Source organism: Nocardia sp. NPDC059240, from assembly GCF_042753865.1.
GTDB lineage: Bacteria > Actinomycetota > Actinomycetes > Mycobacteriales > Mycobacteriaceae > Nocardia.
Genome location: NZ_JBHZAC010000004.1, coordinates 710,041 through 732,954, shown reverse-complemented (window position 1 = coordinate 732,954; position 22,914 = coordinate 710,041). Strand labels below are relative to the sequence as shown.

The 22,914-nt window shown below is 67.2% G+C and carries 23 protein-coding genes; 9 read left to right on the top strand and 14 right to left on the bottom strand.

Annotation, left to right across the window (positions count from 1 at the left end):
• Positions 1 to 72: 72 nt before the first annotated feature.
• Both ACFXHA_RS18040 and ACFXHA_RS18035 read right to left on the bottom strand, forming a co-directional pair.
• Entirely contained in the window at positions 73 to 450 is a 378-nt protein-coding gene (locus ACFXHA_RS18040; protein WP_379357968.1) for a hypothetical protein, read from the bottom strand.
• A gap of 121 nt (positions 451 to 571) precedes the next feature.
• A complete protein-coding gene (locus ACFXHA_RS18035; protein ID WP_379357967.1) occupies positions 572 to 1,804 on the bottom strand; it encodes a cytochrome P450 in 1,233 nt (410 codons plus the stop codon).
• Positions 1,805 to 2,020: 216 nt separating this feature from the next.
• On the opposite strand from ACFXHA_RS18035, the gene ACFXHA_RS18030 reads away from it, so the two are divergent.
• From ACFXHA_RS18030 to ACFXHA_RS18020, 3 genes are all read left to right on the top strand, one after another.
• Positions 2,021 to 3,613, top strand: a complete 1,593-nt coding sequence (locus ACFXHA_RS18030) for a carboxylesterase/lipase family protein (RefSeq protein WP_379357965.1) — start codon at positions 2,021 to 2,023, stop codon at positions 3,611 to 3,613.
• Positions 3,614 to 3,757: 144 nt separating this feature from the next.
• Complete coding sequence (locus ACFXHA_RS18025; RefSeq protein WP_379357963.1) at positions 3,758 to 4,102, top strand: hypothetical protein; 345 nt, start codon at positions 3,758 to 3,760, stop codon at positions 4,100 to 4,102.
• A 114-nt stretch (positions 4,103 to 4,216) separates the two neighbouring features.
• Positions 4,217 to 5,653, top strand: a complete 1,437-nt coding sequence (locus tag ACFXHA_RS18020; RefSeq protein ID WP_379357961.1) for an MFS transporter — start codon at positions 4,217 to 4,219, stop codon at positions 5,651 to 5,653.
• Here ACFXHA_RS18020 and ACFXHA_RS18015 read toward each other — a convergent pair.
• Entirely contained in the window at positions 5,634 to 6,746 is a 1,113-nt protein-coding gene (locus ACFXHA_RS18015) for a serine hydrolase domain-containing protein (RefSeq protein ID WP_379357959.1), read from the bottom strand. The two genes, ACFXHA_RS18020 and ACFXHA_RS18015, sit on opposite strands and share 20 nt — an antisense overlap.
• Before the next feature lie 8 nt (positions 6,747 to 6,754).
• Positions 6,755 to 7,624 carry a helix-turn-helix domain-containing protein gene (locus ACFXHA_RS18010; protein WP_379357957.1) on the bottom strand — a complete coding sequence of 290 codons (870 nt, stop codon included), beginning with the start codon at positions 7,622 to 7,624 and terminating at the stop codon, positions 6,755 to 6,757.
• A 154-nt stretch (positions 7,625 to 7,778) separates the two neighbouring features.
• Here ACFXHA_RS18010 and ACFXHA_RS18005 point away from each other — a divergent pair, with 154 nt between their 5' ends.
• The 3 genes from ACFXHA_RS18005 to ACFXHA_RS17995 all read left to right on the top strand — a co-directional run bounded on the left by ACFXHA_RS18005 (position 7,779) and on the right by ACFXHA_RS17995 (position 10,442).
• Complete coding sequence (locus ACFXHA_RS18005) at positions 7,779 to 8,636, top strand: hypothetical protein (RefSeq protein WP_379357955.1); 858 nt, start codon at positions 7,779 to 7,781, stop codon at positions 8,634 to 8,636.
• A complete protein-coding gene (locus tag ACFXHA_RS18000; protein ID WP_379357953.1) occupies positions 8,549 to 9,532 on the top strand; it encodes a hypothetical protein in 984 nt (327 codons plus the stop codon). The genes ACFXHA_RS18005 and ACFXHA_RS18000 overlap by 88 nt, the downstream gene beginning before the upstream one ends.
• A 334-nt stretch (positions 9,533 to 9,866) precedes the next feature.
• The gene (locus ACFXHA_RS17995) at positions 9,867 to 10,442 is read left to right on the top strand and encodes a TerD family protein (protein ID WP_379358330.1); all 576 of its coding nucleotides are present in this window, start codon (positions 9,867 to 9,869) and stop codon (positions 10,440 to 10,442) included.
• Here ACFXHA_RS17995 and ACFXHA_RS17990 read toward each other — a convergent pair.
• The 6 genes from ACFXHA_RS17990 to ACFXHA_RS17965 all read right to left on the bottom strand — a co-directional run bounded on the left by ACFXHA_RS17990 (position 10,424) and on the right by ACFXHA_RS17965 (position 16,070).
• Complete coding sequence (locus ACFXHA_RS17990) at positions 10,424 to 11,260, bottom strand: PLP-dependent cysteine synthase family protein (RefSeq protein ID WP_379358328.1); 837 nt, start codon at positions 11,258 to 11,260, stop codon at positions 10,424 to 10,426. The genes ACFXHA_RS17995 and ACFXHA_RS17990 overlap by 19 nt on opposite strands.
• Positions 11,261 to 11,319: 59 nt before the next feature.
• Positions 11,320 to 12,123 carry an SGNH/GDSL hydrolase family protein gene (locus ACFXHA_RS17985; RefSeq protein WP_379357951.1) on the bottom strand — a complete coding sequence of 268 codons (804 nt, stop codon included), beginning with the start codon at positions 12,121 to 12,123 and terminating at the stop codon, positions 11,320 to 11,322.
• Positions 12,124 to 12,221: 98 nt separating this feature from the next.
• Positions 12,222 to 12,638 (bottom strand): nuclear transport factor 2 family protein, encoded by a 417-nt coding sequence (locus ACFXHA_RS17980; RefSeq protein ID WP_379358326.1) that lies wholly within the window; start codon positions 12,636 to 12,638, stop codon positions 12,222 to 12,224.
• Positions 12,639 to 12,746: 108 nt separating this feature from the next.
• A complete protein-coding gene (locus ACFXHA_RS17975; RefSeq protein ID WP_379357949.1) occupies positions 12,747 to 14,507 on the bottom strand; it encodes an oleate hydratase in 1,761 nt (586 codons plus the stop codon).
• Between the two features lie 52 nt (positions 14,508 to 14,559).
• Complete coding sequence (locus tag ACFXHA_RS17970) at positions 14,560 to 15,414, bottom strand: 3-hydroxyacyl-CoA dehydrogenase (RefSeq protein WP_379357947.1); 855 nt, start codon at positions 15,412 to 15,414, stop codon at positions 14,560 to 14,562.
• Positions 15,411 to 16,070 (bottom strand): TetR/AcrR family transcriptional regulator, encoded by a 660-nt coding sequence (locus ACFXHA_RS17965; protein ID WP_379357945.1) that lies wholly within the window; start codon positions 16,068 to 16,070, stop codon positions 15,411 to 15,413. Before ACFXHA_RS17965 ends, ACFXHA_RS17970 begins: the two co-directional genes overlap by 4 nt.
• Before the next feature lie 109 nt (positions 16,071 to 16,179).
• On the opposite strand from ACFXHA_RS17965, the gene ACFXHA_RS17960 reads away from it, so the two are divergent.
• Positions 16,180 to 18,468: a molybdopterin-dependent oxidoreductase gene (locus ACFXHA_RS17960; protein ID WP_379357943.1), complete on the top strand. Its 2,289-nt coding sequence runs from the start codon at positions 16,180 to 16,182 to the stop codon at positions 18,466 to 18,468.
• Positions 18,469 to 18,478: 10 nt separating this feature from the next.
• Here the strand turns inward: ACFXHA_RS17960 and ACFXHA_RS17955 are convergent, their stop codons facing one another.
• From ACFXHA_RS17955 to ACFXHA_RS17945, 3 genes are read right to left on the bottom strand one after another with little or no spacing between them, the layout of a single operon-like run.
• Positions 18,479 to 19,303 (bottom strand): helix-turn-helix domain-containing protein, encoded by an 825-nt coding sequence (locus ACFXHA_RS17955; protein ID WP_379357941.1) that lies wholly within the window; start codon positions 19,301 to 19,303, stop codon positions 18,479 to 18,481.
• Entirely contained in the window at positions 19,300 to 19,839 is a 540-nt protein-coding gene (locus ACFXHA_RS17950) for a DUF6879 family protein (RefSeq protein ID WP_379357939.1), read from the bottom strand. The genes ACFXHA_RS17955 and ACFXHA_RS17950 overlap by 4 nt, the downstream gene beginning before the upstream one ends.
• Before the next feature lie 3 nt (positions 19,840 to 19,842).
• Positions 19,843 to 20,103, bottom strand: coding sequence for a hypothetical protein (locus tag ACFXHA_RS17945; protein WP_379357938.1), 261 nt, complete (start codon positions 20,101 to 20,103; stop codon positions 19,843 to 19,845).
• A gap of 232 nt (positions 20,104 to 20,335) precedes the next feature.
• Here ACFXHA_RS17945 and ACFXHA_RS17940 point away from each other — a divergent pair, with 232 nt between their 5' ends.
• Positions 20,336 to 20,674, top strand: coding sequence for a hypothetical protein (locus tag ACFXHA_RS17940; protein ID WP_379357936.1), 339 nt, complete (start codon positions 20,336 to 20,338; stop codon positions 20,672 to 20,674).
• On the opposite strand, the gene ACFXHA_RS17935 is transcribed toward ACFXHA_RS17940, so the two are convergent.
• Entirely contained in the window at positions 20,675 to 21,535 is an 861-nt protein-coding gene (locus ACFXHA_RS17935; protein WP_379357934.1) for a LysR family transcriptional regulator, read from the bottom strand. It lies immediately after the preceding gene.
• Between the two features lie 104 nt (positions 21,536 to 21,639).
• On the opposite strand from ACFXHA_RS17935, the gene ACFXHA_RS17930 reads away from it, so the two are divergent.
• Entirely contained in the window at positions 21,640 to 22,887 is a 1,248-nt protein-coding gene (locus ACFXHA_RS17930; RefSeq protein WP_379358324.1) for an MFS transporter, read from the top strand.
• The last annotated feature ends 27 nt before the right edge of the window (positions 22,888 to 22,914 follow it).

Below are 22,914 nucleotides of genomic sequence, written 5' to 3'. Positions count from 1 at the left end.
GTAGGTCGCGGATACGAGCGAGCCCCGGGAAGTCCTCCCGGGGCTCGCTCGCTGTCGCTCGGGCGAGATGGCTCAGGCGACGATGATCCAGCCCTCGCAGCCGGTCCCGGCGCTGCCCGGCCACTCCGAGCCGGACACCTTGAACGGGATCGCGCCGGGCATCGGGGTGCCGAGGTCGATCTTGGTGGTCTGTGCGCCGTAGGTGTCCGGCAGCGCGACCCGCTGGCCGTTCATATCGATCTTGGCGTCGTCGGTGAAGTTGTTGGAGGTGGTGATCTCCAGCGTGGTGGGAGCGAACGAGTGCGCGGTCAGCGTGGTCTGGGCGCAGCGGCCCTTGGAGTAGTCGAGCGTGATCCGCTGCGGCGCGGCATCGGCCGACGCCGGTGCGGCGAGGGCTACGGAAACGGCGCAGGCGAGCGCGGCCAGGGTGACGCGGTACACGGTCTTCACGAAACAAAACCCCTTTCCTATAGTCACGGCTGTAAGCCCCCCGATCGACGACGATCTTGCCGTGACCCGATGCCGGGCACCTCGCAGGCGCGCGGGAAGAATTTCGGCCAGTCGCGCGAGGTCAGCGCACGCGCAAGGGCAGGCTGCGGTGGCGGCGCACGAAAATGCTCGGAAACCACTGCGGCGGGGCATCTTCGACGAGCGTGAATTCGGTGGTGCGCTCCAGCAGCGCGGTGAGGGCGGCGGTGGCTTCCAGCTTGGCCAGCGCCGAACCGATGCAGAAGTGGATGCCCCGGCCGAAGGCGAGATTGTTGGCGCCGCTGCGGCGATCCAGGTCGAGGGTGTCGGGCCGGTCGAAGCGGGCCGGGTCCCGATTGGCCGCGCCCCACGACAGCAGCACGTGACTGCCCGCGGGAATCATGGTGCCGCCCAGCGTCGTGTCCGCGGTGACGTGCCGATGATGGCCGCGGAAGGGCGATTCCAGGCGCAGCGCCTCATCGAGGAAGGCCGGGAGCAGTGCGGGCTCGCGGCGCAGTTCGTCCTGCAGTGCGGGGTCGAGGGCGAGTAACCGGGCGGCATTGGCGATCAGGCCGGCCGTGGATTCGCCACCCGCGCCGACGAGTTGGACCAGCACGAGTACGGCCACCGGTGCGGTGATCTCCCCGGAGCGGCAGGCCGCGGCGAGCACGCCGAGCAGGTCGGTGGGGGAGTCGTCGACCGGATCCGTCAGGGCGGCCTGGACTTTGGTGTACAGGTAGCCCGCCAGGTCGGCCGCGGCGGCGGCCAACTGCCCGAAGCGATCCGCCTCGACGATGCCGCCCAGCATCTCGGTGCTGTCGTAGGCCCACGTAAGCAATTGCGGCACATCGGCGTCCGGCAGGCCGATGATGTCGGCGACCAGGGCCAGGGGCAGCCGGTCGGCCACGCCCGCCGCCCATTCGATGCGATCGCCGCGCAGTTCCTCCTGCCAGAGGCGATCCACCAGGTCGGCGGCGGTGGGGCCGAGGCCGCGAATCCGTTTGGCCAGCAACGGCTGGACCAGTTTGCGTTGGGCTTGATGGCTCGGATCGTCCGCGGTGGCCAGCACGTGGATGGCCTGCCCGCCGCCGTCCATATCGAAAGTGGCGGGCGGCTGGCCGGGTTGCCGCAGCAGCGCGCCGGTCAGGTGGGAGGAGAAGTCCTCGACGCGACTCACCGCCTCGGTCACCAGATCCCACGACGTGACCAGATAGAAGTCGGAGCCCGGGATGCGGTACACCGGTGACTCCGCGCGCAGGCGGTGGTACAGCGGGTACGGATCGTCGAGGTGTACGGGATCGAAGAGGTCGATCGCATCGAGGGCGGGCACGGTCATCGCTGGGACTCCGAACGGTGGAAGGTCTGGTGTGCCCACCGTTTCCCGGCCGTGAACCGGCTGTCAACGACCGTCTCGCGGTGAGACACCGCTGTGTGATCGTCCCACTCGCACGCTGGGGTTTTGCCGTCGTCTCGAGACTCCGTACCCGCGTCTGTACCGGCCGACTAGTATCGAACGCCTACGCGAAAGCGCTGCTGGCCTCGGGAGGCTCGGGTGATCGTGCGCAGACCGGAGTGGGTGGGATTCGGAACCGCGGCGGTGCTCGCGGCGGTCGGTCTCCTCCTCACGATTTTCGTGGTGAATCCCTCGGTGGCTCGGGCCGCACCGGCCCCGGATCTGGTCGCCGTGGACAGCGGCAGTCTGCACGGCGTGGTGACGCCGGACTATCGGCTGTTCAATGGAATTCCCTACGCCGCACCGCCTGTCGGAGACCTGCGCTGGCGGCCGCCGCAGCCCGTCGCGCCGTGGCCCGGCGTCCGGGAGGCGCGTGACGCCGGTCCCACCTGCCCGCAGACCACCGGCCTGGGCGGCCCGCGCTCGACGAACGAGGACTGCCTGTCCCTCAATGTGTGGACCCCGCCCGCCCTGCCCGCCGACGGTCGCGGACTCCCGGTGATGGTGTGGCTGCACGGCGGCAGTCTCCAGGTCGGCACCGGAAGCATGTACGGCGCAGCGCCGCTGGTCTCGCAGCCCGACGGCGACAGCATCGTGGTCACCATCAACTACCGGCTCGGGACACTCGGCTTCCTGGCCGCTTCCGCGCTGGACGAGGGTGCGGGCGCGGGCGATTACGGGCTGATGGATCAGCAGGCCGCGCTGCGCTGGGTGCAGCGCAATATCGCGGCCTTCGGCGGCGATCCGGGCCGGGTCACCGTGGATGGTGAATCGGCGGGCGGGATTTCGATCTGCGCCCAGATGGCCGCACCCGGTTCCGCCGGGTTGTTCGGGGCGGCCATGCTGCAGAGCGGGCCGTGCTCGGATCAGTCGCTTCCGGCGGCGAAGCGTGCGGGCGATGCCTGGGCGGCCGGAGTCGGTTGCGCCGGAACCGATACCGCCGCCTGCTTGCGCGCGCTGCCGGTCGATACGCTGATCGATCGGGCCCCGGAGACCGCGAGTGTGGTGTACGGCAACGATTTTCTTCCCCAGAGTCCGACCGCCCTGGTGAAATCCGGTGGCCTGATGCGGATTCCCACCGTCATCGGCTCCAACCATGACGAAATGGCCCTGTGGGTGTGGATGAAGTACGGCAACCCGCTCGGTCCACGCCTCGACGCGGCCGACTATCCCCGGGTGCTCGGCGCGCAGCTGAGCCTGGACGGGGACCGCCTCGATCAGGTGCTGCGGGAGTATCCGCTCTCCGACTATGCCCAGCCTGCCGTGGCACTGACGCGCGGCTGGACCGACAAGGTCGTCTGCAACCTCATCGATCAGGTTCGCGACATCAGCCGCCGAAACCCCACCTACGTCTACCAATTCGACGACCTTGGCGCGCTGGCCCCGCCCAGCAGCTTTCCGATGGGCGCGTACCACGCGTCCGAACTGCCCTCGCTGTTCGACCTAGCACAAGCCGGCTGGTTGCTGCACGCCGTCATGACCCCCGACCAGCAGCGCCTGCAAGCCGAAATGCGGCGCTACTGGACCCGTTTCATCACCGCGGGCACCCCCGACCCGCAGGGCCTGCAAGCGATCCCGCAATACTCCCCGGACGATCCGACCTATCTGTCGCTGCGTCCCACCGGCAATCAACTCACCGACGCCTTCGCCGCCGACCATCACTGTGCCTTCTGGAACACCCTGGCGCAGTGAGCCGATCACGGGTTCAGTGGTTATAACCATTGGGAAATTCGGTGCCGCTACGGCAATGCCGATGGATCGCGGAATCGACTGGGGCACAAGAGGAAATTCTTTCGTCCTGTGAATTTCCTGTGACGAAAGTTCGACGATGGACGGATGATCAGACGAATTACCCTGCTGGCCGCCGGATCCGCCGCTGCCGCAGCCATGTTGGCGGTGTTGGCCGGGCCCGCCGTGGCAGCGCCGAGCGTGACCGTCAAAGGCAAGAGCGACGGCACTATCACGGCGCAGGGCTCCGGGCTGGAACCCGGTGCCTCGTGCACGCTGACGGATTACTCGCTCGCCCGGAAGGCGGATGGCATCGTCGCCGCCGACGGTACCGCGGTCATCGTGCTCACCAAGGTCCGTCACGGGTCGCACTCGGTCGCCTTCAGTTGCGACCTGGCCGACGGCAGCACCGTCGTGCTCGTCAGTCACGCGACGGCGCCGGTCACCGGCTGAGCCCGGGGTCCGGTATCCGGTTCAGCGATTAGTTCCGGTTCGCAATCCGCCCTACACACACAGGACCAGAGCTCTGGTCCGCGTCGACAGACGCCGATGTAGGGAGCGGGAATCATGCAACCAACCGGAACGACCGAGGGGCTCGCTGGCCCCGGCAGATCCGTCAATCGCTTTGCGGTGCTGGCGTTGGCGAGCGCCGCCATGTTCATGACGGTGGTCGATCTGACCATCGTCAATGTCTCCTTGCCGACCATGGCCGTCCGGCTCGGGCTCGGCGAGGATGCCCTGCAATGGGTGGTGATCGGCTACGGCCTGCCGTTCGGCGGACTGCTGCTGCTGGCGGGCCGCCTCGGTGACATCTGGGGTCGCCGCCGCGTGCTGCGGGCCGGGCTGGTCGTGTTCACGGCGGCGTCGCTGGCGGCCGGATTCGCCGACGGCAGTGTCGTTTTGATCGTGGCCCGCGCGGTCCAGGGGATCGGTGCGGCGTTGATCGCGCCGTCGGCGCTGGCGGTGGTGGCCGACACCTTCCCGGAGGAGAAGCAGCGCAACAACGCGCTGGGCATCTACGGTGCGCTGGGCGGCGCGGCCGCGTCGGTCGGGGTGCTGGGCGGCGGCATCCTGACCGACGGTCCGGGCTGGCGGTGGATCTTCTTCGTCAATATCCCGATCGGGGTGACGCTGGTGGCGGCCACCTATCTGCTGTTGCGCGACAACCGGATCGCGCATCCGGGCGGCAGCTTCGACCCGCGCAGCGCGCTGTCGGTGACGGGAGCGCTGGTGCTGGGTCTGTACGCGCTCAACAGTGGTGTGGTACACGGATGGGCGAGTGCGACAACGCTTTCCACCGCTGCTGCTGCGGTGCTGTTGCTGGCGGTGTTCGCCGGATCGGAGCTGCGGACCCGTATCCCCTTGGTGCCCCGCTCGCTGCGGGAGAACCGTCCGCTGATCATGGCGAACCTGAGCACCGCCTCCGGCTTCGGCAGTTTCTACGGCTTCATCTTCCTGACGACCCTGCTGATGCAACAGGAACTCGGCTACTCGCCGACGCGAACCGGCGTCGCCTGGCTACTGACGTCGATCACCGCCTTCGCCTTCGCCGGTCTGACCGGTGCGGTGCTGGTCCCCAAATTCGGTGCCCGCCCCCTGCTCGCGCTCGCTTCGCTGCTCATGATCGCGAGCGCGAGCTGGCTGATGGCCGTTCCGGCCCACCCGGACTTCGCCCTCCGCCTGCTGCCCGCACTGCTCGCCGCGGGCGTCGCGGTCGGCCTGTTCGCGCCGTCGGTCCAGATCGCGACCCTGGCCGACACCGCCGCCACCGATTTCGGCGCGGCCTCCGGCCTGATGGAAACGGCCCGGGAATTCGGCGGCGCGACGGTGATCGCCGCGACCTCCACCGTTCTATTGAGCTCGCACACCGACTTCCTGCACGGCGTGCACGGCGGCTACCTCGCCATCGCCATCGCGGCGACGGCCGGCGTTATCGCGGCGAGCATCCGTTTCCGCTCCACCGCAGGCGAAGTCACCACTACGGTCACAGTGCCAGTCGGATGACGGTGTGGAGCGCCTCGTCGATGGGGTGAGGCTGCGGGCGGCCGGAACCGTCGAGGCGGTTCCACCGCTGCAGGTTCACCGCGAGGGTCAGTTGACGGGTGTTGTCGGCGCTGGTCAGCGATATCGCGCCGGCGCCCCACACCGAACCCTCGTGGCCCCAATGGATTCCGGAGTCGGGGAGGGTCGTGCGTTGCAGGCCCAGGCCGTAGTCGATGAGCTTGCCTTCGAAGGACACCACCGGGGCCGTGCGCTGCATCTGCTCCAACGCTTCTCGACTCACGATGTCACCGGCCAGCAGCAGGCTGTAGAAGTGGTTCAGGTCCGAGACCGTCGAGATCAGCGAGGCTGCCGGGCCGACGAAAGACATGTTGTACACGCTGAAGTCGCGAGGCGGCTCGAACATGCCGAACCAGGACTCGTAGTGCAGGGCATGGGGTCCGGTGATCGATGTTCCGCTCGGAAACTCCGTGTCGCGCAGGCCGGCGCGTTCGATGATCTCCCGGGTGATGAACTTCTCCGCCGCGATACCGGTCACCGACTCCAGGAGTTGGCCCAGGAGCAGGTAATTGGTGTTCGAGTACACGCCCGGGTGGCCGCCCGGGGTTCCGGTGGCGGGGGCCGAGACGCCCATCGCGATCAGATCGGTGGCGTGGAATTCGGTGAATCTGTTGTCCGCCAGGCTGTCCGGCGTGGTCTGTGCCACGTTCGGGAAGGCCGCGAGGGACGAATAGGCGTACGGGAGGTATTCGTGCAGGCCGCTGGTGTGGCTGATCAGCATGCGGACCGTGATCGCCGACCCGCGTTCGCCGGGAACCGATTCCGGCAGGTAGTCCCCGATGGGTGTATCGAGACCGATCGCGCCGTCGTCGACCAGGCGCAGGATCGCGGCGGAGGTGAACGTCTTGGTGAGGCTGCCGACGCGGAATCGCATATCGGCGGTGACGGGACCGTCGGTGGCGGTATCCGCCACTCCGGCTGTGCCGCACCAGATGTGGTCGCGGTCGCGCACCTCGGCGACAATGCCGGGCACACCCGCCTGGTGCACGGCCTCGAGGGCGGTCTGTAGCTGCTCGGGATCGAATGTGGTGGTCATGCGGACCACTATCGGCCGGACGGTACCGCCCCGTATTGGAAGAAATTCCCCCACTGCGAATACCGGTATCGGGCGATGGCGGGCAGATACTCCGCGGTCAGCGACCCGGGGGTGAGCTCGGCGAATATCCCTACATCCCGGCACAAATGGGCTTGATCGACATACCCGCAATCCACCGCGACCTCGGCCGCGGCCCGCCCCGCCAGCAGCCCGTCCACCGCCGCCCGGAACCGCACCAGCATTGCCGCCCGCTTCGGTGTCAGGCCGATCTGAGCCTCGAACCGCGCCCCCAGCCGCTTGTAACTCCACCCGGTATCCGCGACCAGCTGCCCGATCCGCACCTGCCCTCCCGAGGTGAGGATCCTCCGCCAGCCGTCGAGTACCTCGGGATCGGGCGATGTGCGCTGCCGATCACTTTGCGCCAGAAACGATTTCATCAGCTCGAAGCGCTCGTCCCAGCTCCCCGCCTCCGCCAGCCGCTCCCGCAGCCGCACGGCCCGCGCACCCCACAACTCCTCCAGTGAGACAGCGCCCCGCCCCAGACTCCCCGGCGGTACCCCCAGCATCGAATACGCCCGCTCCGGTGACAATCGCACCTCGATGCACTCCACCCCCGCCCCCTGCAACCGCATCGCGCCGAGTGGGAGCCCGGCGACGAATCCCCCGAGTTCGCGCCGCCCCACCGCATCCTCGACGGTCAGTCCCCGGTCCCCGAACTCCACCAGCACCGTCACCGACGCAGCCCCCGCGACTTTCAGATCCAACCCGGCCCCGCCCACGTCGCGGTACCCGATCATCGCCCCGCCGCGGATGGCAGCCCCGGCCCCGGCGACCTCCCACCCGTCGCCGACCCCTCGCCCCAAGTCCGCATGCCGCACCCATTCAGGCTACGCACGAGGGCCGGAACATAGCGGACTGTCCGAAAGGGGGAGGGCTTTCGAGGTGGATTCGGAATTGTTCACAGGTGGGGTGGGGTATTGCTTTCGCACTGCCCAATGACCGCGGGCACGGCCCCTGGACACCATGCTGGGTGTGAGAATTTCGTTGGGGTGGGCGACGGTAGCGGTAGCGGCCGGAACCCTTGCGGCCCTGGTATTGCCGGTGTCGCCGCGGGCCCATGCGGTCGCGCCGGTGAGTGCCGCGACGGATCGGCAGGAGACGGTGCTGGATCGGCGGGACGGGGTGATCGTCTCGCAGGTCAGCTTCCTGTTGCCGTTGCCCGCGAACGCGCCCGCGCATCCGGCGGAATGCGATCGGGCGGGATTTCTGCGGTATCGCGCGGCGGATGGGCCGACGGATTCCGCCGATGCCGATTCGGTGGTGGTGCAGCAGCAGGGACTCAATGGCGGGGCCATGAATTCCGATGGGGTGGCCACGAATACGGTCCGGTCGGCGGCGCAGCTGGGGCGCAAGGTGGAGTTCTGGGCGCTGGCGCGCCGCAGCAGCTGCCTGGACGAGACCACCGGATTCGACTACGCCCTGCGCACCGGGAATTACCTCGATGCCGTCGACTACTATTTCAATGGGATGCCCATCGACGGCCGGGTCTTCCCGGGATTCAAGAACTCCCAGGATCTGCCGCTGCTGGATTCGATGGGGCTCGAACGGGTGCTGCGGGATCAGTACGAGATCATGCTGCACGAGATCCCGGATCAGGTGGTGCGGCAGCACAAATACGTGTGCACCGGCATTTCCCTGGGCGGGCTGGTGACCGGATTCTTCGCGGACTGGGTTTCGGCAACGGTGACCCCGACACCGCGGGCTACAGCCAGTGCGCGGCGTTCGTGGCGCAGGATTCGATGGTGTCCTCCGACCCGGCGGCCATCCAGAACACGCCGTTCCTGCACGACCTCACCAATGCGATCATCTCGCCGGTCAACGATGTGCTGAAGGCGACCCAGAACATCGGGGTACTGCCACGCACTCTCGGCTCGACGCCGGTCATCGGCACCAAGGCGTTCCTGCTCTACCGTCTGGCCGGATTGGCCGCACACCTGGATCCGGACGGGGAAAGCCAACTGCTGGCGCATATTCCGCGCGATCCCGAGATGGACACCACGCTGAATTTCCTGTTCGCCCCCACCTGGGCCGATTTCGCCACCAATGGCGCGGCCGGTTCCGGGACCATGCGCGACTATCGCTTCACCAATACCGCGCTGCTGGGTGAGCTGCTGGACAACAACTCGTGCAATTTCGAACTGCTGCAACAGGGTATGGGTGCACTCGACGGCGGGCCGGTGCGGCCCAAGAGCTTTCCGAATCCCGGTGACGCGACCCAGATTCCGATTCTCGGCAACTACCTGCGGCTGAGTGCCGGACCGCAGGATCGGGTCGCCCCATCCGACCGGTCGGTGCTCTACACCTGGCGGAACTACGACAATGTCCAGGGCGTGCCCTACACCTCACCCGGCCACGAGGTCGCCGACATCCGTGATGTGGCACGGCAATTGGCGGCGGGCGCGCCCTACGCCTACTGGGAGACCTACTTCCCGCTGCGCGTCGTGCTCGATATCGCGGCCGGATACGGCGGTGCCCGCACCGGCGACATGGGCGACCTGCGCTACCACGGGATGGAACGCACCAAACCGAATCTGGTGCTGTGGGCCGGGGACAGCGTGGTGCAGTTCGGCCCCGGCCTGGTCTTCCCGGTCCCGCCGACCGCCGTCGTGCAGACCCTGCCCGGCTACAACCACGTCGACACCATCGGCGCGGCCGCCGTGCAGAACAACGGCCTCACCGACTACAGCGGGCGCTATCTGGCGGAGTTCCTGCGCTCGCTCGGATGACCTGTCGTGCAGGTACATTCGAAGGGTGACGCTCGGTCAGGGGGAACCGCGTTGGGGCCTGGCACGGACACGCTCGGACGGCCGGGAGCTGTCCGAGCGGCTGCGGTCGGCCATCTTCGACGCACACGCCGAGGCCGTGGGCGCGGTGGCCGCCGCCGAGGCCACGGGCCCGCCGGTCAACCGCGATCTGATCGAACTGCTGGCGCTGCAACGGCGGATCACCGTCCTCGCCGACCAACTCGGGTCCGACGCACCGCCCGATTCGGTGGCCGTGCTCGCCGCGCGCGAGGACGATCGGTCATGGAGGTATCGCTCGCGAAGGGAAGGCAATGCGATGAGTGTCAGTTTGGCCAAGGGCGGCAATGTCTCACTGTCCAAGCAGGCGCCGAATCTGACGAAGGTGGCGGTGGCCCTGGGCTGGGATGTCCGCAGCACCACCGGAGCCGATTTCGACCTGGATGCCAGCGCGCTGGCCTGTGGACCGAATCAGCGGGTCGTGTCCGACCGGCACTTCGTGTTCTACAACAACCTGCGCTCGCCGGAGGGCACCATCGAGCACACCGGTGACAACCTCACCGGTGCGGGCGAGGGCGACGACGAGGTGATCAATGTGGATCTGGCGGCCATGCCGCCGACCATCACCAATGTCTTCTTCCCCGTATCGATCTACGAGGCCGAGACGCGGCGGCAGGCCTTCGGACAGGTCCGCAACGCCTATATCCGCGTGGTCGACGCCGTCACCGGCACCGAACTGACCCGCTTCGACCTCAGCGAGGACGCCTCGAGCGAGACCGCCATGGTGTTCGGCGAACTGTACCGGCACGGCAACGAATGGAAATTCCGTGCCATCGGCCAAGGCTATGCCTCCGGATTGGCCGGTATCGCCCGCGATTACGGCGTCAACGTCTGACCCACCGGCGCGGTTCGCTCGCGCACGGTGCGATCCGCCAGCACGGTGACCACCCGCGCTGCCGGTCCCAGCCGGGATCCGATGCGGATGGCGGCCAGCACATTCGCGCCGGACGAGATGCCCGCGCACAGGCTCTCCTCGCGGGCCAGCCGCCGGGCCATCGCCTCGGCGTCCGCAGTCGACACCGTCACCACCTCGTCGACCAGACTGGCATCCCACAGCGGCGGCGGATATCCGAGGCCGATGCCCGCGATGCCGTGCGCGCCCGGCTCACCGCCCGACAGCACCGCCGATTCCGCGGGCTCGACCGCGACCACGCGCAGCCGCCGTTGCCGGTGATAGCGCAGCAGCGACGCCGCGCCGCGCAGTGACGCGGCCGTGCCGACCGCCTGCACGAAGGCATCCACCCGGCCCTCGCACTGCGCCCAGATCTCCTGCCCCATCGAGTGATAGCCGGTGATGCTGTCGGTGTTGTGCAGGTGATCGGTCCAGAAGGTGCCGGGTTCGCGGCCGAGCCGTCGCGCCGATTCGACCGAATCCACGATCCGCAGCCGGTAGCCCTTGGCCGCGCAGACCAGTGCGAGTGCCGCGCCGGCGCTGCCGCCGGTGCATTCGACCACGGTCGCACCGGGTTTCAGGCGGCCGTCGCGTTCGGCCACTCGAATCATGGCCTGTGCCATGCGGTCCTTCATGCTGCCGGTGGGGTTGCGGCCCTCGACCTTGACCAGGATCTCCGCGCAACCGCGCGGCACCACCTGGTGCAGCCGCACCAGCGGGGTGTGGCCGATCGCCGCCAAGATCTCGTCGCCGACGACCATGATCCGCACCGACCTTCCCCCGCTGGGCCCAGGTCGATTGTCCGCCGGTGCAGGCGGTTTCAGTGCGGGAACGAGGGAGCTCCGCCGTTCCAGACCGGCAGCGGCTCCGGGCGTTTGGCGGCGCGATCGTCGCCCGAGGACAGGCCGCGCAGCCGGCGCATCACCCACGGGCCCAAGGCGACCGCCGCCCACTGCAATTCGTTCGCCATCGTGCGCAGCGCGTTCTGTTCGGGCAGTGCGGGCAGCAGCGGGCGGGTCCAGGAGTCGTCGGCGCCGGGCAGGCGCAGCGCCTCGGCCACGGCGTCGGCGATGCGCTGATGGCCCAACGGGCTGGCGTGCAGGCGGTCCGGATTCCACATCCGCGGGTCGGAAACCACACTGTGGTTGCCGGTTTCGGCCACGATCACCCCGTTGCGCCGGGCCGCCGCGCGCAGGCGGTCGTTGAGCAGGGCGATTCGGCCGCGAATCGGCCGGGCCAGCGGAATGGTGTTGCCGATATCGGGGAAGGTGAGGGTCGCCACCACCGCGCCGGTGGCGGCGAAGGCGGCGAACATGGCCTCGACGTGTCCAGCGATCTCATCGGCGTCGAAGTTGGGGCGCAGCAGATCGTTCATGCCCGCCAGCACCGTGACCAGGTCCGGCCGCATGGTGAGCGCCGCGTCCAACTGGTCGGTGCGGATCTGGTGGGCCAGCTTGCCGCGGATCGCCAGATTGGCGTAGCGCAGTTCGGGATTGGTGACGGCGAGTCGTTCGGCCAGCCGGTCCGCCCACCCGCGCAGGCCGGTCAGGTCGTCGCCATCGCCGACACCCTCGGTCTGGGAGTCGCCCACGGCGACATATCGGGTGTATGTGCCATCGGTCATGGCGGTTCGGCCTTTCGGTGACTGTGGGTGGATCATCCCAGGAAACCGGCGGAGCTGCGGGCCCTGTCTGAGTCATTTCACCGGCCCGCCGCCTGCTGTCACGAACCCGCCGCCTCCCGTTCGATTTGCGCGACGGCCTCACGCTGAATTTGCTCGAACTGTGCCGCCATCGCCTCCGACAGGGCCTTCGCCCCGGACAGCGGACGCACCATCACCATGAACTCGTCGATCTTGCCTTCGGCGTTCAGGTGGATGAAGTCGCAGCCGGTGATCTGCTTGCCGGCGACGACGGTCTCGAAGATCAAGGCGTGATCGGAGGCATTCTCCTCGCCGATCTCCTTCACGTAGCGGAAGTCTTCGAACACCCGCAGGACCCCGCGCAGAATGGCCGCGGTGATCGCCTTGCCCGGATACGGCTTGTGGGCCACCGGACTCGTGAACACCACGTCGTCGGCCAGCAGAGCTTCCATCGCCGCCTCGTCGCGAGCCTCGACAGCCTTGCGGAACGCGTGCATGATCCCTCGATTCGCATAGTCAACTAATTGACTATGCGATAGTAGCGCGGAATCGACGCCCGGCGCGAGGAAGGCCCGGTCCACGGGGGACCGGGCCGTCCTGGTTGCCTACTTGGAGATCACACCGTATTGGGTCAGAAGTTCACCGATCTCATTGTTTCCGAGTCGCTTCGCCACGCCGCGCCACAGCAGTTCGGGGCCGGGGAGGTCGATCGGGTCGCCGTCGCGCAGGCGGGTCATGGCGGTCAGCAGGACGCGGATGTCGTAGGTGGAGTTGAAGACCTCCGGGACGCCGCGTTCGATGTCGAGGAGTTGATAGGCCGCTTCCATGCCGGTGCGGACCGAGTATTCGGTGGTGAAGATGCAGTCGCGGCTGGTTTCGGCGAACTGGCCGATGAAGGCGAAGTTGACCGCGCCCTCGGGGACCACCTGGGGGCGGTCACCGGCCTTGCGGGGCATGAAGAACGCGGTCACGTACGGCATCATGACCGGCACGGTCTTGGCGGCGGTGGCGGCCAGCTCCGGGATGTCCGCCTCGGGAACGCCCATGTGGTACAGCCATTCCTGGGTGATCTCCTCGCCCGTGCACTCCTGCATGGTCTTCTTCACGTAGTCGCCGGGCTTGTCGACGAACAGCGAGTAGACCCACACCACGATCTGGTCCTTGGGCTGCTGCTTGAAATGCGGCTGCCGGTTGACCGTCCAGCTCATCAGCCAGCTGGAGTCCTTCACGGTGACGATGCCGCCGGTGACGACCTTGCCGCTGAAGGGATCCCGCTTGCAGATCTTCTGAATGTATTCGGGGATGCGCTGATCCAGCGTGGTGACGGTGGCCGACTCCCACTTGGTCTCGGGAATATGGCCGCCGAAGACGTCGGGATTGCCGAAAGCCTTGTCCTTGGCCGCGATTCGCCGCCACAGGTCCCAGGCGGGTGCGGGGCCCTCGTCGAGCTTGGCCGGGGTGTGGTGGTCGCCCTCGTCGGAGTTCTCGGTCAGCGAGCCGATGGTCATCAGCAGCAGATCGTCCGGGCCGAGGTCCACGCCGCCCTCGACGCCTTCGGAGACCCAGTGAATCCTGGTGGCCTGCTTGCGATCCTTCTTCAAGTCGAAGTCCACATCGGTGACCGTGGTATCGAACTTGAACACGACGCCCTGATCCAGCAGCCAGCGATACAGCGGCAGCACCAGCGACTCGTACTGGTTGTACTTGGTGAACTTCAAGGCCGAGAAGTCCGGTAGCCCGCCGATGTGGTGCACGAACCGGTGTAGGTAGAGCTTCATCTCGAGCGCGCTGTGCCAGTCCTCGAAGGCGAACATGGTGCGCCAGTACATCCAGAAGTTGCTCTCGAAGAAGTCCTTCGAGAACACCTCGTTGATGCGCTTGCCCTCCATCTCCTCCCGGGTGGCCAGGAAGATCTTCGTTACGTCCTTCTGCGCCTTGTCGTTCAGCGTGAACAGGTCCTTGGTCTGGGCGCTCTGGCCCCGATTCAGGGTGGCCCGCTCGAGGGAGAAGTTCGGGTCGTCCTTGTTGAGCCAGTAGAACTCGTCGAGCACGCTGCCCTCGACCTCGATCGAGGGAATGCTGTGGAAGAGATCCCACAGACACTCGAAGTGGTTCTCCATCTCGCGGCCACCGCGAATCACGAAGCCCTTCTTGGGTTCCTTGATGCCGTCGAGCGCGCCACCGGGGAGCTTCAGCTCCTCCAGGATGGTGATCTTGTTGCCTGGCAGCTGACCATCACGAATCAGGAAGGCCGCGCCCGAGAGCGAGGCGAGCCCCGACCCCACGAACCAGGCCGTCTTCCCGTCCACCCCCGCCGGCTTGCGCGGACGGGCGAAGGCTTCGTAATTGCCATTGCTGTAGTACATAAGAACTCCTGTCCCAAAGGTTGGAAGTGCTTGCGCTGCCGAGGATGTCGAATCAGTACTTGTAGAACCCCTCTCCGGTGGCGATCCCGAGCTTGCCCTTATCGATGTAGTTGGTCTTGAGCCACTGCGCGATGCGCTGCGAGGTCTCGTCGCCGTTGACCATGATGTTGTATGGCGTGGTGAGCCCGATGATGTCGAGGATCCGGAACGGCCCGGCCGGTGCGCCGGTGCCGATGGACCAGGTCTTGTCCACGTCCTCCGGGCTCGCGTACCCGCCCTCGGCCAGGTTCATGGCCGCGTCCAGCAGCGGCACCAGCAGCGAGTTGAGGACGTATCCGGCCTTCTCCTTGTGCAATTCGATCGGCACCATGCCGATGGCCGTCGCGAAGTCGACGACGGCCTGATACACCGCCGGGTCGGTGTCGGAGGTGCCCATGACCTCGGCGGTATTGAAGTGCCACACCTGATTGGCGAAGTGCAGTGCCAGGAACTTGTCCGGCCGGCCGGTGAAATCCTTGATGGCACTGGGCAACAGGGTGGAGGAGTTGGTGGCGAAGATGGTGCGCTCGGGCGCGAGCTTGCCCAGCTTCTCGTAGGTCTCCTGCTTGATCGTGAGCACCTCCGGCACCGCCTCGATCACCAGGTCGGCGTCCGAAACCGCCTGTGCGAGGTCGGAAGTCAGCGTGATACCGGCCGCGGTGGTCTCGGCCTTGCCGTCGCCGCCGCCCGGCACCTGCTCGCGATAGACGACGGCCAGCTTGTCGAGGCGTTTGCGGGCCGCGGCCAGCGCCTCGTCGCTGATGTCGTAGGCGGTCACCTCGAATCCGCGGAAGGCGGTCTGGAACGCGATCTGGGAACCGAGCACACCGGTTCCGAGCACGGTGACCTTGCGGATGTCGATGCTCATTGTTGTTGCCTCCCTGAGGATGTGAGATATCCGGCGATGATCTGATCGATCTGCGCACGCAGATCCGCTACGGCGTCGTGGCCGGGATGCGCCCCGGTGGACGGTTGCACCAGGGCCAGGTGCACCACGGCGAAGATACTGCGCCCGGCTATCCGGGCCTGTTGGGTGTACTGCTCCGAATCGCTTCCACCGCCGGGCATCTCGGCGACGAGGCGTTCGGCGATCATGGTCTCCAGTCGGGCCACCAGCGCCAGGCCCTCGGAGCGGTAGCGGTCCGTCGGCGCGCCGAACAGCAGTTCGCGCTGATAGACGATGGTGTTCTCGGGCCGTCGCGCCGCGGCCCGCAGCAGCGGCGACACCATGGCGAAGACCGCCTCGGCGGGCTCGGTCCGCGTCCGGGCCGCGGCCGTGCCGTCCTCGAGTGCGATGCGCAATTCCTCGTTGTAGACCATGAGCAGCAGTTCGCCCTTGGAGGCCGCATATCGGAACAGGGTGCCCGCGGCGATGTCCGCGCGATCGGAGATCTGCTGGGTGGTAACCCCTTCGAATCCGTACTCGGCAAACAGTGCCGCGGCGGCCTCGAAGATCCTGGACTGCTTGTCGAGCATGGTGCGTTGTCGCCTGCCGACGTGCGCCGATCGGACCGTCGTAGCCATCGGACACCTCCAACCCGGATGGGAAAACTGAGTGGACTCAGAAATGAGCGTACTCCCGGTTACCGATTCCGCAAGGTCATGATGTCACCGGCGCGCGTACCTTGGTCACATGGGCACGCATCTCACTCATTGGGGCGTTTTCGAGGCGGACAGTGACGGCGACCGATTGACCGCGGTGCGGCCCTGGCGCGGTGATCCGGAACCCATGCCGCTGATCGAGAATGTCGCCTCCGCGCAACATCATCCGGCGCGCATCGCGCAACCCTATGTCCGAAAAGGCTGGCTGGAGAACGGTCCCGGGCCCGCTCCGCGCGGCGCGGACGAGTTCGTGCCGGTGTCGTGGGAGACCGCGCTGGATCTGCTGGCCGGTGAATTGTCCAGGGTGTACCGGGATTTCGGTCCTTCGGCGGTATACGGCGGCTCCTACGGCTGGGCCAGCGCCGGACGGTTCCACCATGCGCAGAGTCAGGTGCATCGCTTCCTGAACTGCCTCGGTGGCTATGTGTCGCACCGCAACAGCTACAGCCTGGGCGCCTCGACCGTGCTGTTGCCGCACATCCTCGCCGATATGGGCACCATCATGTCGCGTGCCACCACGAAGTCGGTGCTCGCCGAGCATTCGAAGCTGGTCGTCTCCTTCGGCGGACTGTCGCCGAAGAACGCGGCGGTCTCGCCGGGCGGGGTGTCGCGGCACAATGGCCGCGGCTGGATCCGGACGGCTCGGGAGAACGGGTGCCGCTTCGTCACCGTCAGTCCGCTGCGCGACGATATCCCGGGCGAGGCGCAGGCCGAATGGATCGCGTCCAGGCCCGGTAGCGATACCGCGCTGATGCTGGCGCTGGCGCAGGTACTGGATGCGGAAGGGTTGGCGGACAAGACTTTCCTCGACCGATACACCGTCGGTTACGAGCGTTTCGCAGGTTATCTGCGCGGCGACGAGGACGGTGTCGTCAAGGATCCGGAATGGGCCGAGCCGATCACCGGTGTTGCGGCGGAACGGATTCGATCGCTGGCCCGGGAGATGGCGGGCACCCGGACGCTGGTCACGGTGAGCTGGTCGCTGCAGCGCGCCCAGTACGGCGAGCAACCGCTGTGGCTCGGCGTGGTGCTGGCGGCCATGCTCGGTCAGATCGGCTTGCCCGGTGGGGGATTCGGGCACGGCTACGGTTCGGCCGCGAATGTCGGTCTGGCCGTGCGCCTCACCTCGCCGCCGAAGCTGCCGCAGGGCGTCAATGGCGTCGACGATTTCATCCCGGTCGCGCGTATCGCGGACATGTTGCTGAATCCCGGTGCGCCCTATGAATACAACGGCGAGCACCGCATCTATCCGAATATCCGGCTGGTCTACTGGGCGGGCGGCAATCCCTTCCACCACCACCAGAATCTGGCCCGCCTGCGCACCGCCTTCGGCCGCCCGGACACCGTGGTGGTGCACGATCCGTTCTGGTCGGCCACCGCGCGGCACGCGGATATCGTGCTGCCCTCGACCATGACGATCGAGCGCGACGACTACGGCTCCGGCGAGGGTGACCGCTTCCTGTTCCCGATGCCCGCCCTGACCCGGCCGCACGGCGAGGCCCGCGACGACTACTGGATGTTCGGTGAGCTGGCCGAAAGGCTCGGCGTCGGAAAGGAATTCACCGAGGGCCGGACGGCCGGGGAGTGGCTGCGCCACCTCTACGACGAATGGCGCGAGCGGCTGAGCGACAAGGGCCACGCGCTGCCGGACTTCGACACTTTCTGGGCCGGTGAATCCCTCGACCTGCCGATCGAAGCCGAAGAGCACATCGCCTTCGCCGACTTTCGCGCCGACCCGGCGGCCCACCCGCTGCACACCCCGAGCGGCCGCATCGAGATCTTCTCCGAGACCATCGCGGGCTTCGGCTACGACGACTGCCCCGGTCACCCGGTGTGGTTCGAGCCAGAGGAGTGGCTGGGCAGTCCGAAGGCCGCTCGCTTCCCGATTCAATTGGTAGCCAACCAACCTCGCACCAAACTGCACAGCCAACTGGATATCGGCGCGCACAGCCAATCCACCAAGATCTCCGGCCGCGAACCCGTCCGCCTGCACCCGGACGATGCCGCCGCCCGCGGCCTCGCCGAGGGCGACATCGTCCGCATCTTCAACGACCGCGGCAGCTGCCTGGCCGGACTGGTGATCAGCGACGGCGTTCGTCCCGGAGTCGCACAGCTGTCGACCGGCGCCTGGTACGACCCCGACCCCTCGGACCCCACCTTCTGCCGGCACGGCAACCCCAACGCGGTCACCAACGACCGTGGCACCTCCCGCCTCAGCCAGGGCTGCACCGGCCAACTCTCGTTGGTCGAAATCGAGCCCTACACAGCCGAACTCCCACCCCTGACCGTCACCGGCCCACCCTCGATCGCTGGTTCCTGAGGCTGAAACCTCAAGACCGCAATGCCGTCTCGATCAACGCGCGGGCGCGCGCACCGTAGGCGGCTTGCTTGTGCAGGGTGGTCCAGGCCTTCTCGTAGAAATCGAGTTCGCGTGCCTGGGTGATGGTCAGTGCCGCGGAGATGGTCTCGACCATCGCCATCCGTCGATCGAACAGTACGAAACACGTTGTGGTGTAGACGAACGGTGCGGCGCGCGGAATGATCCCGATGCTCAACCGGGGGAGTGCCATCACCTCGAGGAGGTGTTCGAGCTGGCCTGTCATGGTCGCGTCGTCGCCGACGCGCGAGTAGAGGGTTTGCTCCGCGAGCAGGATGGAGATCTGTCGTTTGCCTTGGCGGAGAATCCGCTGCCGATCCAATCGCGCCGAAACCGCGCGGTCGATGTCGTCCAAGCCGCCGACGAACTCGATGCACGTCGTGAGGATCGCGCGCGCGTACGCCTCGGTTTGCAGCAATCCGGGGATGATCGTCGGTTCGTAGTTGCGGAAGGTCTGGGCCTGCGCCTCGATCTCGATCAGGCGGCGTTGACCCTGGGAATGCCCGGCGGCCGCCAGGCGACGCCATTCCGCCCACAGCGCTTCGACATTGGACAGGGCGGCGCGCAGGTCGGGGAGCAGTAGTCGTGAGTCGCAGATCTGGCACCACGCGACCAGGTCGATGTCGCTGGGCATCTGGCGGCCGAGTTCGATTCGGGAGATCTTCGCGGAATGCCATCCGGCGCGGTCGGCCAGTTGGACGCCGGACAAACCGGCGCCCTTGCGGATCTGCCGCAGACGGGCACCGAAGGCTTGGCGTGCTTGCTCGACTCCCGTCACGCGCCCGGTGCGTACGTGTCATGGGGGCTGGCCATGCCCCACAGTTTGTCGCGGACTTCTCGGCACCGCGACACGATGACCGGGTCGGTGGTGACGGCGACCCCGGTGAAGTCGCCATTGCTGCCGAAGAGCGTGAACGCGACGGTCGCGTCGTCGATCAGCCACCATTCGTCGGCGGTGTACTCGGTTTCGTCGACACTGTGGCGTGGCAGCCAGCGGATGTCTTCGCCGTAGCGCTGGTTCCGTCCGGTGAGGGCATGCAGGAATCGCACGTAGTCGGTGAATGGTTCGGTGACGACGCGGACGCGGCGCATGGTGACGCCACGGCCGGTCACCTCGCTGATGAGGTCTTCCCAAGCGCTCCAGGTCGGCGGGTAGTCGCCGTCCTCGAACGGCGGCAGTCCGGCCAGCACCCGGTGCATGGGTCCGCTCTCGTCGGAGACGTCGGAGTGATCGTCGGAGACCTCGAGGTGGAACGCGTCGTGCCGGGCTGTGCGGATCAGATCGTTGGTCTCGGAAGCCGTGAGGTGGAGCATGTTTCACCAGTTCCAGCGACTCTTGGCGATCGGGGCCTCGACGGCGGTCTCGTGTGCGGGGATGTCCATCTGCCGTAGTGCCTCCGTGTCGGCGACGGGTGTGCCGGTGACGGTGAACGCCCCCCGTCCGGAATCATGAAGCCGCACACCGATATACGTTCCGGGTCTCAACCATCGCAGGAGCATCTGGGGGATCTCGACCTGGTTGTCGTGGCCGGGGACGCGGTAGCCCTGAACGATGTACAGCTGACGTTCGTCGTCCACCCAGAGTCTAGGTGATCCGCTGTTCTGGGTCGGTCCGCCGAGAAGCTGAACAGGCATGACAGAACCTCGATCTCAGTCGTAGGTATGCACCGTGTATTCAGGATACGACCAGGTCAAAGCCATGCACCCAAAGTTACCGCGCAAAATGCTGCAAAATCGATGTTCACGATCGCTGGGGTTTCTAGGTTCGGCATACGACATCGGAGACGAACTTCGGAAGGAGGAGCGGGCGATGAAGTTCAGGCCAACGGCTGTCGGATACGTGCGCAGTGATATCTCGGGCGCGGGACAAGCCTGGGACGAGGAGCAGATCCGAAGTCTGGCAAGGCGATTGGGATACGACTTCGCGAAGATGGTCGTGGTCGACGGTCGCTCGGGCAAGTCTCCCCTGGCGGTGTTGAAGGCGACGGTCACGCGCTTGGCCGCCGAGGCAGTGGTCGTGCCAACCGCCGATCATTTCGACAGTGAGGCGGCGCTGACCGATCTGGTCAAGGCCGCGGACGTGATCACCGTGAACCCTGAAAACACCTATGCCCGTTGGGTGATACCCCCGATGCCCAGCGGCGCGTGATCAGGCGGTGAGGGCGTCGATGACGGTGCGGGCGGCGTTGGAGGGGGTGCGGTCGGTGGCGTGGCCGATGCAGAGTTTCCAGGGGAGGGGGCGGGGGGCGAAGTCGGAGTAGGGGACTTCGGGGGAGAGGAGCGCTACCGACCGGGGGATCAGCGCTACGCCGAAGTTCTTGGCGGCCAGTTCGACCGCGAAGGATTGGTCGGCCACTTCGATGACCGGGTCGCGGGTGGGGAAGAGGTCGTCGGCGATGCTGCGGATGCCCCAGCCGGGTGGGTAGTCGATGAACCGGACGTGGTGGAGGTCCGGGGCTCGGAAGGGTTTGCCCGCCAATGGGTGTCCGGGGGCGGTGCACAGCACCAGGGTTTCGGCGGTGATGAGGTGGGTGGTGATACCAGGGAACTGGTCGGTACGGCCTGCCAGCAGGGCCAGTTCGAGGGAGTTGTCGCGCAGGCCCGCGAGGTTGCCCGCCATGCCGGAGATGCTCTGGCGCATGCGCAGGGTGACCCGCGGGAAGCGTTGGTGCAGTTCGGCGATGCTGCCCGCGAGATCGAAATTGTGGACGTTCATGAGGTTGCCGATGACCACTTCGCCCTGGATCTCGCCGCGGGCGGCGTCGATGGCGTCGACGATGTCGGCGCGGGCACGCAGCAGGGTGCGGGCTGGGGCGATCATGGCGCGGCCCGCCTCGGTCAACTCCAGCGTCCGGGGTGTGCGATCGAACAGCCGGGTGCCGAGTTCGTGTTCGAGTTTGGCGACGCTGGTGGAGACCGCCGACTGCACCAGGTTCAGGGCGCGGGCGGCGGCGGTGAAAGACCGGTGGTCGCAGCAGGCCAGGAAGCATTCGATCTGACGCAACTCCATGTCGGGCAGCCTACCCGTGCCATCGATAGTAGAGATAGCGCCATCAAAATGTATCGCTTTTGTTGATCCCGGCGAGCGCTCACCATGAGGTGGTGACTGTTTCGATGACCCGTGGGGCCGGGGAGGCTCGGCCCGAGGTCGGCACCGCATTACCCGAGGTCGGCACGGCCCTGAGCCGGACCACCGTGCTCGTCTTCGCCATCACGGCCGGTTCGTCCGCGGCCGGGAACTACTACTTGCAGCCTCTGCTGCACGAGGTCTCCGGAGACCTGCGTATCTCCACGGCGACCGCCGCCCTGCTCGTCAGCGCCGCCCAGATCGGCTACCTGTGCGGACTGGCCTTCCTGGTGCCGCTGGGTGACTTCTTGCGCCGCCACCGCATGGTCCCGGCCCTACTGGTGGCTTCCGTTGCGGCCCTGACGATCTCGGCATTCGCGCCCAACTTCCCCGTGTTGTTCGCGGGCGTCGTCGCCACCGGCGTGACGGCCTCGGCGGCGCAGGTGGTGGTCCCGTGGGCCTCCGCGCTGGCGCATCCGGAGCGGCGCGGGCAGGTGGTCGGCACGGTGATGAGCGGTCTGCTGCTGGGCATCCTGCTGTCCCGGGTGCTGGCCGGGGCGGTCGCGCAGGTGGGCGGCTGGCGGTCGGTGCTGTTGGTGGCGGCCGGTTTACAGGTGGTGATGGCGATCAGTCTCTACCTGCTCGCCCCCGCCACTCCGCGCGCCGCGTCGGGCGAGAGCTACCGGCAGGTGCTGGCCTCGATCCTCACCCTGATCCGGCGGCATCCGGTACTGCGGCATCGCATGGCGCTGGGATTCCTTGTGATGGCGAGCTTCTCGCTGGTCTGGACCGCGATCGCGTTCCTGCTGGCCGGATCGCACGGAAGTCCCTACCACTACTCGGAATTCGTCATCGGCCTGTTCGGCCTGGCCGGGGTGCTCGGCGCGCTCGGCGCACCCGTGGTGGGCCGCCTGGCCGACCGTGGCCACCTGCGCCGGGTGACCACCCTGACTTGGCTTGTCCTGCTGGCGAGTTGGGCGCTGGTGGCCTGGGGTGGGCACAACGTGATCGCGCTGATCGCCGCGCTGCTGGTGTTCGACTTCGGCATCCAGGGCTCGCACCTGACCAATCAGAGTGCGATCTACGCCCTGGACCCGGCCGCGCGCAGCCGCTTGACCACCGCCTACATGGTGACCTACTTCCTCGGCGGCGTCGCGGGTTCGGTGACGGCGGGCGTGGCCTATCAGGCGGGCGGCTGGGCGCTGGTGTGCGGTATCGGTGCTGTCGCCGCGGCGGTGGGGCTGGCGCTGTGGGCGGTGTTCGCACTCCGGCAGACCGTGGCCCGCGCAATCTGAAAAGCCGGTGATCATCGGGGCTTGCGA